Raw genomic sequence first — 12707 nt, 5'->3', positions numbered from 1 at the left:
AATTTACCAGTGATCTCTGAGGGACCTCAATACGTGTTTGCTTTGCAGACAAAAAATTTCTTCTAAAACAAAAAATTGTTACTGATCAATTTAAGAAATTTTCTAACAGGAAGTGTTATTCTCCTGAAATCAAACATTTAGAAATTTGGTGTAAATATTATTATAATAACAATAATAATAAAAAAAGCAATAAGCAATAAACCAAAAGAGAAAGATCTTCGAATCAATCCGTGCAACAATAATGCCAGACTAACATGAAAATCAAAATTTTTTCAACAAATATTATTATTTCAGGAGTTAGGATTAGAATAAGAAAACATTCATTTTGTACAATTTCTAGATTATTGATGGTTTTCTTCTGACATTATTGTTCTGAATTATTTCATTCCAATTCGAATTTTTTCATCAACGTATATCAGAAAAAAAGAAATTTATAAAAAGAACTAGTCTTTAAAAGAATAAATAATTCTCTCCCTGTTAAGAATTGCTGAAAACAGATGCGATCAATGTATAAAAAAACTCGGTTACTCACAGTTATATCCACTTATCTGATCTTTGCCATGTTATTGACGCTTTTTGGAAATGTCGGCAGATCGGTATCTCCGTACAAATCTGCGCAGAAGCTTTCAGAACAAGGGAATATTGTCCTGACACAAGAAGATCCGGAAAAAGCGCTGGAATTCTATAACCGGGCATTGGAGATGATCCCGACTTTAAAAGAAGCCTTATTAAACCGGGGAAACTACTTTTTCAACCAAGGCGATTTTTTGAATGCTTTGGCTGATTTCAATCAAATCATCCAATTGTATCCTGATTCGGCAGAGGTATACCTCTTTCGAGCTCAGACATATTTATCGCTTACTGATGTTGCATCAGCACAAGCGGATTTAAAATCCCTGAATAAACTGCAGCCGGATAACCTGGATTATTATTTATTAAGCGGTCAAATTGCGCTGCAATCGCAACAGTATTCGGACGCTGTCAGTTTTTTTGAAAAAGTTCTGCAATCGATGCCTGACCAGGCAGAAGCGCTTATGGGGAAGGCTGAAGCAAATTACAGGTTGAAAAATTACGAGCCTGCGATCCAGGCATTGAATATTGCCATCAAAAATGATCCGCAAAATCTTCCGGCGCTTCAAATGCGAGCTCAGGCAAATTATGATTCCGGAAAATATCACGAAGCGCTTCTTGATTGGGATCAAATTTCATACTTATCCGGAGAAACAACAGAATTGAATGTGAACAGGGGGAAAGCTTTTTTCAATCTTTCCGAATATAAAAAAGCTGCTGAATCATGGAGTACAGCCATCAGCAACGATCCGGAACAAGGAAGTCTTTATGCGTTACGGGCAAAAGCAATGATTCAATTAGACAGCATTGAGGATGCTATGTCAGACCTGGAAATAGCCAATCGGTTAACACCGGATCAACCTGAGGTTTTAGCTGATTTGGGATTATGTTATCTCCGACAAAATGAAATAACCAATGCATTGGCGGCTTTCGATCAGGCTATCGATCTTGACCCCGAGAATCCAAATCTTTATTTCCAACGCGGCAATACTTACCGTCTGCAAAGTAACTACAGCGCTGCCATAGAAGATTATACAGAAAGCATTCAATTGAATGGGATTTCTGTGGATGTTTTCAATAATCGCGGTATCACATATATGGATTCCGGGCAGTATGACCTGGCCCAACAGGATTTTCAAAAGGCAATTACACTCAATCCGCAATATTTGCTTGCTCTGATCAACAGTTCACTGATTTACATTCAGACAAATGAGCCGCAAAAAGCAACAGATCAATTAACCACCGTTCTCAAGAATTCATCGGATTATCCCCAGGTGTACGATTACCGTGCCCAGGCATATTTTCTGTTGAAAGATTTTGATCTGGCGATCCTTGATTGGAAAAAATTTGCAGAGGTGCAAGGCGAAAATCCAATCACTTTGAACTGGATCGGCCGATGTTTCATCGCAAAAATGCAATATCAGGATGCAATAGATTACTTCGATGAAGCTATTCGCCTGGATCCTGTTTTCGGTGAGGCATATTATCAGAAAGGGTTGGCCAATGTTCAGTTGAAAAGATATGAAGAGGCGATCCCGTTATTTGACAAAGCGCTCGATCTGGGAAGTAATACTGACCTTTCCTATTTTAATAGAGGTGTAGCTCGATATAACACCGGCAAAAAGGAATCCGCTATAACAGATTTTCAGAAAGTTTTAGATATCAGCGAAAATCCCGAGTTGATCGCTGCAGCGCAAGATGTTTTTTCAAGTCTTGGGATTCAACCAAAGGAAGTCGATTGACAGGATTATTTTAGTTCTCAAATCAAAATATACGCTATATTAAAGGAAAGACAGCAATTTTTCCACCTCGTATCTCACTTAATAAGATGTACCGCGGTGATTCATTCGATTTCAACTTCAGATTGATCCCGAACCCCTTTTCCAGTAAATGGAACAAAAATAACGCTGCCTGCATTCTTCATTTTGATCTGCCCTTTTTCTTTGACAATTTTCCATAATATTTGATATTGCTCTGGAGCTCCTACGGGAATCAGCATAATACCACTTTCCTTAAGCTGCTGAACCAATGCAGGAGGAATATGATCAGGTGCTGCTGCAACAATGATTGCATCAAACGGTGCATATTCTGACCATCCGAAATATCCATCTCCAAGTTTTAAATGGATATTTTTGTAGCCAAGCACATGCAGAAGTGTTGAAGACTGTTTATATAATTCCGGGATGATCTCTATAGAGAAAATCTCAATATATGCTAATTCGGCAAGCAATGCAGTTTGATAACCGGAACCGGTTCCAATTTCAAGGACTTTTTTGCCGGGTTGTAAATCCAGAAGGTCAATCATTTGAACAACCAACGATGGTTGAGATATCGTTTGGCCAAAACCAATCGGTAAAGCGCAATCACAATATGCATCGTCCCGCACATTTGGCGGAACAAATTGTTCCCGGCGAACTTTCTTAAATGATTGAAGCACATCCTGATTCCGAACAAATCTTTCGATTTCAGAAATCAAATTTTCTCGATTTCTGAAAATCAATTCATTTTTCGAATCATTGGGAGCGATCTTACATTTTCTCATCACCATTGATGCCATTTTCATTGATATGCCGCCAGGTACTGAAGAAAATTTCCTCGTTCCCTTGTTATGGACTTTGAACAATATTCCTAAATAGGTTCATCCGTCAATTAATCCTGACTTCTTGATAACCCTTTTTTCATTTCATTTCTATTATATGAATTTTTCACATATAAAAGATAACTACCAAAATTCAGCGGTTCGAGAAATGGAAAAGAAATCTTGCTGTAGTATTTTTTCTCTTTTCATGTAAGATTTTTTCGAATTTCGAATTGTTGGTTGGCTTGAATTTACTATATTGAAATTGCTATAATAAGGTTAATAATTCAACAATTCAAAATATGGATTGACTTTCCGAATAAATAAAGAGAATATGTTGTTATTATGGTTTTGCACTTCGTGCAAAACCATAATAACAACATAGAATTCTGAATCTGAAAAAAGAAGTTGTATTCTACACTGTTTTTCGAAGCAGTTAAATTGGTGTGATTTTCTGTTCAATATAACCGAAATAATCAGACCAAATAAAAATAACGGAGGATCATTATGTTCTTTGGACCTGTTTCACCATTGGCTTCGCTGTTTCTGCAGTCATCTGCTGCTCAAGAAAAGAAAACTTCAAATGAATTACCATGGTGGGGATATCTGATTATTCTCCTCTTTTTAATTTTGATTTTATGGAAAATATATCATCCGCAAAAAAAAGAAATCACCAAAGCTCCCTCTGCTCCAGCAGAAAAAAAGACTTCGAATGTTGATGAAATCATTAATCCCATGACTGAAGAATCTCTACCGGTAAAAACAGTTAACGATGAACCCTTTGATACTGAAGCAACCGATGTTGAACCCGGAGAATTTAAATCCGTTAAAACTGCCACAATCTTTGAACCACCGGATGACGAGTTACCGGAAATTACCAATGATTTACTCGAACCTGATGAAAATCTTATAACTCCGACTGCTGACACACAATTATTGGAAGACCAGAAACTGAAAGAGACGATGGCAGAGGAGGATCTCACATTAATTGAAGGTATCGGACCAAAAATTCAAACCGTATTAAAAGCTGCCGGTATAAAAACCTTTTTGCAATTGTCCGAGCTAAAAGCAGAACAGATAAAGGAAATTCTTACTACTGCAGGAATTCGATTAGGAGATCCATCTTCCTGGCCTGAACAGGCGCATTTGGCAGCGCTAGGAAAAATGGATGAATTGAAGTTATTTCAGGATAAACTTAGTGGTGGTCGGAAAGTCTAATTAAGACAATCAGAAATTTGGAAAGAATTTTCTATGGTTGTGCAGTTTTTGCGCACAGAGTGAAGACTGCACAACCATAAGTAATCTCGATTGGTTCGAAAAAAAACTCATTATTTCTCATTACTGTTATTTAATAAATTGGCGCTCTTTAATGAAAAGAACAAATACGATTTTTCCCATATTAATTCTGGAAAAATAGTTTTTTATCCGAGTCTGACTGTTCCCTGATCACCATTCACCGTAACAATTTGTCCGGTTTGAATTATCCGCGTGGCAGCTTTTGTTTCAACCACAATCGGTATTTGACTGGAAGTAACTGCAATCCATTGATCATAAATCATTCCGGCATAATCGGTCACTATAGCAGAAGCTCTCGCAATTAAAGGCATCCATGCCGGTATGATCGCCGTAACTACGATTACATCACCCGTACGCAGCTTTATAAAGTCCTCATAACTGCGGATTACACAAGCCGGAGCAGTCACTTGCCCTTTCTGAACTGAGAATCCCTTGATTTCTTTGAACTGACTGTGCTGTAATCCACAAAACTTCATCCATCGGGTATCCATAGGAATTACTTCGGGACATATAAAACGAAAATTTTGTTTCCAGACAGCTTTTCGATCTTGAACTTTCTCAGAATAATCATCCGGAGATTCCTCTAAATCCAAATGAAAAATGATTTCGGCCAATTCATCGGCATGAATCCATGCAATATCTTCTGCATTCTCCATCGCTCCAGCAGCCTTGATTCGGTTTCCTAATTCAAGGAAGGATTTCCGAATGATCGTATTCATTTCCCGCAACTCTTCGACTAAATCTTCATGCATCATATAACATGGTTGAATTTGTCCGAGATTTTTCAAAAACCATTTTTTTCGTATCGGTGCGATACAGTATAGGAAACGCGATTTCTTCTGGTATCGTTCTTTCTCGTGATAATTGATCAAGTTGCTATTTCTTTCAGGTAACGCCACATTAAAATGATTCATTAGAGAATCATTCTGATCCATACGAAGCAATCTACCGAAATCCAACGAAAATGAAACGGCATCCAATGAATTGTGTATACGTGGACTCTGATTCGGAAAATATTCATGAACTGGAGAGAATTTTTGTTCAAATTGATTTATCTTGAATTTTTCAGTAAATAATTCATGATCGAATAACAATCTTGCCCATAATTCACAAAAAGCAGATGAAATAATGAAGCTTTGCCATAGGTCTGCAAAGATAATCGCTGAACAGGAAATTTGTTTCTGAATTGCATCATAAATGAAGTGAGATTTTAAAGTTGTCAAATCCTCGTTTTCCCATTTTTCAATTATTGAATGCGCCAAGATTCGATTTTCTTCTGCGCCAGTTCTATTCAGACCAATTATTTTTTTCGTATGTAAGAAAGTATACAAGAGAGTGAGATAATAACTGAATCGATTACGAAAACTTTGGTAGATATACCCGTTGACGACATCCAAATTAAGAGGAGCAGGATGAAAAATACTTCTTGAAGCCATGCGCATTCTTTGATCGGCTTCAAGCAAAGCCGGAATTCCCATCGTCTCGAATATCGGAGTAATTGGATCCGGAAATAATTCCACTAAACGGCTTCGAATCAGATAAGATTTGGAATTTGAAGGTGTCCATGGCTTTTTGATTCCAAGATAATCATTGATCGGATGAACTTGAATGATAAAGCAATCTCGACTTTTGATTTCCCAATTAATTTTCACTGGTTTATGAAGCAGGTTCTCGATGATCATACCCAGTTTGGCTAAATTAGAAGCCTGTCGATTTTCTAAAACAGCGTTTTTTGTATCCAAAGGATGAACCGGTATTCGATAAACGCCAAACGGTGACCGAATAGTAACAATTTCCTTGGATGCCGTTTTCCAATGGATTATTTTTCCAGTTTTCTTATGCACAGTAATTCGATAAGTCGGTGTAATGCTGCCTTTTTTTTCTCCTTCAAATGTATCGATAATTACGCGATCACTTCGTCCATTTTCCGGATTTACTGTCAGCATGATTCCGTTCGTATCGGATTGTAGTTTTTCTTGGACGATCACAGCCATTTGAATTTGATCAGGTGGAAGTCGAAACCGTATCAAATATTGAATGGTTTGAGGTGTCCAGATAGAAGCCCAGCATTTTCGAATTGTCAATTCAATTTCTTCCAATCCGGAAGCATTTTGAAAAAAATGAAAAGAATCAGAAAATATAGGATCAGGGAATGTAGCAAAACAAACCGAACCCTGAATGATTGTTCTATGAATGCCATTTTCAATAGTATCGAAAGCGTGATGAATTTCATTAGAAATCTCCGGCGGGATCGGATTATTAATAAATAATTGTTGAATTATTTCAACCGATGCTGTTATATGCTGAAGATTGTGTAATAATGCTTCGGACAGTACAAGTTGAATCCGATCGAATAAGCCATAATTTGCTGCAAATTGTAGATATGCATCGGATGAGATGAAAAACCCCGGTGGGATGGGGAGACTTGCTGATGATAAACGCGCCAAATTAACGCCGTTTTCTCCGATTAATGATGGAGAGGCATTAATATCTCGCAGCGGAATAACAAATCGGTTCAATACTTGTTCACTCATCAAAAAATCTCACTGGATCATTGGTCAATTCACAATTATTTCTCTGGCAAGTGATTTGAAATATTAAAATAATTCGTTGATTTGTGTTGTTTTTGTGCAGAGCGCAAAAACAACACGACAACTTTTTTCCTTTCACTTTTCAAAAAACTTTTCCAATTTAAGATTACTGATTTCTGACTTTCTGAAATAAATCATTCGTATAACTCTATTTTACAGGTAACTGTTGTGACCTAAAGATCAATAATTCGAAATCCGGGGAGGTAATACGAAATATTCATTTCATATTTCGTATTTCAGAATCTGGAATGAATTTTTTTTGTTCTATTCGAAAGATAGCTCCATTTTTTGATTAACTGACTCTCTTTTCCAATTACTGGTTTTGATCACATTATCTCTTCTATTAATTATGTATTGGAAATCGATGAAAGATCATTGTATTTCTTAATGATGAATTAGATCAAATGGTAATTATTAATCAATGAGAATCACTATCTGAATATTCTTTTATTCTCTGTATAATTGAGATTTACTTCATAAGCCATCCTTGTATTTAATAATCAGCTTAATTTTATTTTTTTGTAAGAATCTGTCATCTTTTTTTTCACGAAGCAAATAATTATCGTAAAATAAACAAGATGGTTACAATAAGTAAATACTCACAATATTCTTAATTAATAAATAACCATACTGATAAAATTATAAGTGGAGATGTAATGAGCGAATTTGTTATACAAAAAGGATATTCCTGTGAATCGAAAACCTTTCGGCTGCCTGAAAATATGGTTAATATTTTAGAGAAATTGGCAGTGGAAAATCATCTATCATTGAATAACCTTGTCGTCCAATGTCTTGAATTTGCAATGCAAAACTTGGATGGGAATAATAAAACCGGAAATAAAATGTCTTCAAAATAATTGAAATTGATTCACATCAAAAGAAATTGCTGAGAAGATTTTTTACCGAAAAAATCGATTATTCAAATGAACAACAAATCCTCCGGAAAAACCGGAGGATTTGTTGTTCATTTTGCTCAGTATACATCATTGAGGATCAAAAAAATCATTTTAAAATCTGTCGGACAGGGCCGAGGATACCAGCCAAATCAGCAAGTTCCGTTGAATGTACAATTGCTAAAACTTCATCCGCAGCCTGTAAAATTGTTTCGCCACGCGGTAAAATCAAATCACCTTTTCGAATAATCGCCGCTAAAAGACAGCGCGCCGGTAATCCCAACATCTGAATCGATTTTCCATCAGCAGAAGAACCTGGAGCCACTTTTTCCTCAACAAGCGAGTATTGCCCTTTTCGCAATTTGACTAACGTCATCATATCTCCAAGAGACATTTCTTCCAAAATCAAGTTACCCAATAATTCTGCCTGATTCAGCGCAACATGTACCCCCATTTCCGGTGTATAAAGCCAGGCATTTTTTGGATTGTTCACACGTGAAATAATCCTTGGAACCTTAAATTCATAACTTGCCAGACTGCAAACAGCCAAATTAGTCTCATCCGCACCGGTTACTACGGCAATCACATTGGCTTTATGAATGCCAGCTTTTTCAAGCGTCTCTGGATCTGTTCCATTACCCAGCATTACCATGTTTTCCGGAATCGATTGTTTCAGGAATTCAACCCTTTCTTTTCGATTTTCAACAATCATAATCTGATGATTTTCCCGCAGCAATAAAGATGCCAGATAATTTCCTACTTGCCCGCCGCCAATAATAATCGTAAACATGTTTTCTCCTTTCTTATACGCCCAATATTTCCCGCAGACGACCGGCAGACGATCGTAAGACTGCCAAATGGAGTAGATCATCCTTCTGTAAAATCGTCCCGGAAGTGGGCAGGAATGTTCTGTTAGCACGTGTTATCGAAACAATATGAATTTCGCCAGTAACTGTCAAATCTCGAACGGTTTTTCCTACCATCAGATTTGGAACATCTGCAGCAATGAGTTCCACATCACCACTGCCAATTCCATAAACTGTATCCAGCGGGGAGTACAACAGCAAGTCGGTGATTCGATGAATTCCCCATTCTGTCGGGGCGATTGTTTGGAGTCCTAATCTTCGGTAAATCTCAGCCTGTCGGACATCGTATAAACGTGCAACAACCCGGGGAACCCGAAAAATGAATTTTGCGATACGGGCTGCAACAATATTCGTGTCATCATTGGTTGTAACCGCAGCAAGTGCATCTGCCCGTTCTATGCCCATTTTCAACAAAGTATCACGATCAAATCCGACACCGGTGAATATTTGACCTTTAAAATCCTCTCCCAGCCTTTCAAATGCCTGAGGATCCTTATCGACGATAGAGACTTTATGGTTTTGGGAAGCCAACACTCTGGCAATGCCAGATCCGACACGTCCACATCCAACAATTAATATTTTCATGCTATCTCTCCCTTTTCCTGGGCTTTTAACCTTCTGTTTTGTTCCTTTTTACGTAATCTGATCTTGTCTAATTCATCAAATAAGATAAATACTGGAGGAAGTATGAACAAGAAAAGCCAGTCCTGAATTGAAATCGGTGCTGTTCCAAATATTTCCTGTAAAAATGGCACATACATGATTAAAGATACAAGCAACAGTTCAACGCCAATCCCCAATAACACCAGTCGATTGGTGGATAATTTAATTTTAAAGATCGATGTATATTCAGATCGACGGCATAAAACTGCTCCGATTTGCGTGGTTACAACGCCGGCTAATGTCATAGTCGTAGCCATTTGATATAGGCGCGTTCCCTCTCCTGCCATCGGCAACCCGGGTCTCCAGCCGTTCTGCCAGTACATGAAATAAAAAGCTGCCATGGATGTTACCGATTGGACAATTCCATAGAATAACAATGCCTTCGCAAAGAATTTAGAGGAAAGCATCGGTTCATTTTGGGAACGCGGCGGACGCATCATGGTTCCTGGTTCAGGTTTTTCAGTGCCCAGACCCATCGCCGGGACCATGTCTGTGCCCAGATCGATGGATAAAATCTGCATGATGGTCAAAGGCAGCGGAATCGCACCGCGGGAAAAGAGCATCAGAACAAATGGGACTGCCTCAGGCATGTTGCTGGTCACCACATACGTTGCAAATTTTCGAATATTGGAATAAACAGCCCGTCCCTCCTCGATGGCATGTACAATCGAAGCGAAATTATCATCGGTTAAGATCATATCCGCTGCTTCTTTCGCGACATCTGTCCCAGTCAATCCCATCGCAATTCCTATATCGGCTTTCTTCAATGCTGGTGCATCATTCACGCCATCCCCGGTAACTGCCACAATTTCGCCCATTTCTTTTAATGCTGTAACCACACGTAGTTTGTGTTCCGGCGCAACACGAGCAAAAATAACTTCATGCAACAAGGATTCCTTCAATGCCGATTCGTCCAGTTCATCCAAATCCAGTCCGGTTATGACGCGTGCATCATTGGATCGTACAATCCCGATTCTTCGTGCAATAGATTCCGCAGTTAAGCCGTAATCCCCAGTGATCATAATAATTCGGACTCCAGCCGTATGGCATTGCTGGATGGCTTCCGCAACCTCCGGCCGAGGTGGATCCATCATTGCGATTAATCCCAAAAAGGTGAGATCTTTTTCGATTTCTTCTGGTGTTTGATCTTTCCAGTCGGAATCTGTTGCTGGCAATTTACGACAGGCAACTGCCAAAACACGCAATCCGTTTCGAGCGTAATCATCATTTGCTGCCATCATTTGAGATCGCCTTGAATCATCCAGAATAAATTCCTGACCGTTTATCCGAACATGAGTGCAAAGTTCAAGGACTTCTTTGGGAGCTCCTTTTACGGCTATGGAAAATCCATCATTCGTCTGATGAATCGTACTCATTCGCTTTCGATGAGAATCAAATGGCAACTCTCGCAAACGGGGTGTAATCTCATTTTCACGATCCAGGTCAATCCCTCCCTTTTGTGCCACGACTAAAATTGCCGCTTCGGTTGGATCACCTACAATCGACCAATTTGAGATCTCTTCATTCGGAGATATCAAACGGGCATTATTGCACAAACTTGCCATTCGCAAAACATTTTTCAGGTCTTCTTCTTCTGAAATTTGTTTTTGTGAATTTCCGGTCAATTCCTTTATTTCCCCTTTCGGCATATAGCCGACACCGGTTACAGCGTAGCGATGATCGGGAAGCCAAATACCGGTGACTGTCATTTCATTTTGAGTCAATGTACCTGTTTTATCGGTACAAATAACAGTCGTACATCCCAGTGTTTCGACTGCAGACAATTTTTTTATGAGCGCATTTTTCTTTGCCATTCGCTGAACGCCCATAGCCAAAGACAAGGTTACTGTCGGGAGTAAGCCTTCCGGTATAAAGGCGACAATCATACCCATCGCAAAAATAAAGCTCTCCAGCAGATCAACACCAGCCAGAAAAATCCCGAGAATAAAAAATACAATTCCAATGCCAATCGCCAATACGGATACCGATTTGGTCACTCGTTTCATCTCTTTTTGCAGCGGGCTTAATTCATCTCCCACTGTTTGTGTCAAATGAGCAATTTTTCCGAATTCAGTATTCATTCCTGTGGCATAAACAACAGCGCGGCCTGTACCAGCTGAAACCATCGTTCCGGCATAGAGAATATTCGGGAGTTCCGTATTCGTCAAACTTGCTCTCTGAACCGGATCGCAAGTTTTCCGCACTGGATTGGATTCCCCACTCAAGGTGGATTGATTTACGCGCAGTTCATTTTCTTGAAACAATCTTGCATCAGCAGATAAACGATCGCCCTCTTCTACGAGAAGAATATCGCCTGGCACCAGTTCGTCAGCAAGAATTCGGATGCTTTCCCCATTTCTCATTACGCGAGCATAAGAAGGAAGCAGATTCTTTAAAGCTTCAGTCGCTTTTTCAGCACGGAATTCCTGCCAAAACGAAAATAGACCATTAATGATATTTACAAGCCAAATGGCTATGCCCAATTCAGGCATTTTCGCAATAAATCCAACGATTCCTGCGATCCATAGAAGTATCGCCATCACATGTGTGAAATTAGCCAGAAAGCGCAACCAAATCGATTTGCCCTTCTCTTTAGAGATTGTATTCAGTCCATAACGCTCCAGGCGATTTCGAGCTTCTTCACTGGTCAATCCACCTTTTCTGGTTTCCAGTATTGAGATGACTTCTGAGTCAACTGATTCACTCATAATCGTTATCAGCTCATCAGAGGAATACTGGTGAATGGAATCGGTTTTTCCCTTCGATTTTAATTGTTTCAAATATAAATTTTCCTTTAACATAGTTTTTCCTCTATTGAGGAATTCCTTTTCTCCTTATGACCGATATCAGAAGAAAAACACTCGGTCTCTATTTACTCAAAAATATAAGTTTCAGTTCATATTAATCAAACCAAACAGCGACTCGAAATATAAGATGGATCAATTGTTATGTTATTGTTTTTATTAAGAATTCAACAACAATATTTCTCTTTTTTTTAAGGCTTTTCTTATTTTCGAATTACTACAGACCAGCCCCAAAAATTAACAATCAGAATTTTTGGATTGCTTTAATAGTTGTTTCAGTAAAATTGCATATTTTGAAAAGTCCCCTCATCCAAAATATAAACTCAGTATATAAGAACATATTACGATAAATCCTGACAATTATTTCTGATCATTTGATCAAAAAAAAGGTAAGATTTTGATTACCGCTGCTTTTTTTGAATTAACTATAAAAACATCATAATAAA

The 12707-nt window shown here is 38.4% G+C and carries 8 protein-coding genes; 3 read left to right on the top strand and 5 right to left on the bottom strand.

From position 1 onward, the window contains the following. Positions 1–506: 506 nt before the first annotated feature. Complete coding sequence (locus ATC1_RS10390; RefSeq protein ID WP_172667763.1) at positions 507–2312, top strand: tetratricopeptide repeat protein; 1806 nt, start codon at positions 507–509, stop codon at positions 2310–2312. Between the two features lie 101 nt (positions 2313–2413). Here ATC1_RS10390 and ATC1_RS10385 read toward each other — a convergent pair whose 3' ends face one another. Next, entirely contained in the window at positions 2414–3133 is a 720-nt protein-coding gene (locus ATC1_RS10385; RefSeq protein WP_062281507.1) for a protein-L-isoaspartate(D-aspartate) O-methyltransferase, read from the bottom strand. 522 nt (positions 3134–3655) lie between these two features. On the opposite strand from ATC1_RS10385, the gene ATC1_RS10380 reads away from it, so the two are divergent. Beyond that, entirely contained in the window at positions 3656–4366 is a 711-nt protein-coding gene (locus tag ATC1_RS10380) for a hypothetical protein (protein WP_062281504.1), read from the top strand. 203 nt (positions 4367–4569) lie between these two features. On the opposite strand, the gene ATC1_RS10375 is transcribed toward ATC1_RS10380, so the two are convergent. Beyond that, complete coding sequence (locus ATC1_RS10375; protein WP_062281500.1) at positions 4570–6978, bottom strand: PEP/pyruvate-binding domain-containing protein; 2409 nt, start codon at positions 6976–6978, stop codon at positions 4570–4572. A 713-nt stretch (positions 6979–7691) separates the two neighbouring features. Between ATC1_RS10375 and ATC1_RS10370 the strand changes: the two genes are divergently transcribed. Then, on the top strand, positions 7692–7892 hold the full coding sequence (locus ATC1_RS10370) for a hypothetical protein (protein WP_062281496.1): 201 nt from the start codon (positions 7692–7694) through the stop codon (positions 7890–7892). 145 nt (positions 7893–8037) lie between these two features. Here the strand turns inward: ATC1_RS10370 and ATC1_RS10365 are convergent, their stop codons facing one another. From ATC1_RS10365 to ATC1_RS10355, 3 genes are read right to left on the bottom strand one after another with little or no spacing between them, the layout of a single operon-like run. Beyond that, complete coding sequence (locus ATC1_RS10365; protein ID WP_201777275.1) at positions 8038–8799, bottom strand: potassium channel family protein; 762 nt, start codon at positions 8797–8799, stop codon at positions 8038–8040. Beyond that, positions 8732–9379, bottom strand: coding sequence for a potassium channel family protein (locus tag ATC1_RS10360; RefSeq protein WP_062281490.1), 648 nt, complete (start codon positions 9377–9379; stop codon positions 8732–8734). Before ATC1_RS10360 ends, ATC1_RS10365 begins: the two co-directional genes overlap by 68 nt. Continuing rightward, positions 9376–12258 carry a cation-translocating P-type ATPase gene (locus tag ATC1_RS10355; RefSeq protein WP_082174748.1) on the bottom strand — a complete coding sequence of 961 codons (2883 nt, stop codon included), beginning with the start codon at positions 12256–12258 and terminating at the stop codon, positions 9376–9378. The genes ATC1_RS10360 and ATC1_RS10355 overlap by 4 nt, the downstream gene beginning before the upstream one ends. Positions 12259–12707 lie beyond the last annotated feature (449 nt).

Origin of the sequence: Flexilinea flocculi (assembly GCF_001192795.1) — a bacterium.
Taxonomy (GTDB): domain Bacteria; phylum Chloroflexota; class Anaerolineae; order Anaerolineales; family Anaerolineaceae; genus Flexilinea; species Flexilinea flocculi.
This window is presented reverse-complemented; position numbering and strand designations above follow the sequence as displayed.

What these genes read in the sequence shown, in the direction of transcription:
- ATC1_RS10390 (WP_172667763.1), top strand. Translation starts at nt 507, where the DNA reads ATGTATAAAAAAACTCGGTTACTCACAGTTATATCCACTTATCTGATC.
- ATC1_RS10385 (WP_062281507.1), bottom strand. Translation starts at nt 3,133, where the DNA reads ATGAAAATGGCATCAATGGTGATGAGAAAATGTAAGATCGCTCCCAAT.
- ATC1_RS10380 (WP_062281504.1), top strand. Translation starts at nt 3,656, where the DNA reads ATGTTCTTTGGACCTGTTTCACCATTGGCTTCGCTGTTTCTGCAGTCA.
- ATC1_RS10375 (WP_062281500.1), bottom strand. Translation starts at nt 6,978, where the DNA reads ATGAGTGAACAAGTATTGAACCGATTTGTTATTCCGCTGCGAGATATT.
- ATC1_RS10370 (WP_062281496.1), top strand. Translation starts at nt 7,692, where the DNA reads ATGAGCGAATTTGTTATACAAAAAGGATATTCCTGTGAATCGAAAACC.
- ATC1_RS10365 (WP_201777275.1), bottom strand. Translation starts at nt 8,799, where the DNA reads ATGATCTACTCCATTTGGCAGTCTTACGATCGTCTGCCGGTCGTCTGC.
- ATC1_RS10360 (WP_062281490.1), bottom strand. Translation starts at nt 9,379, where the DNA reads ATGAAAATATTAATTGTTGGATGTGGACGTGTCGGATCTGGCATTGCC.
- ATC1_RS10355 (WP_082174748.1), bottom strand. Translation starts at nt 12,258, where the DNA reads ATGTTAAAGGAAAATTTATATTTGAAACAATTAAAATCGAAGGGAAAA.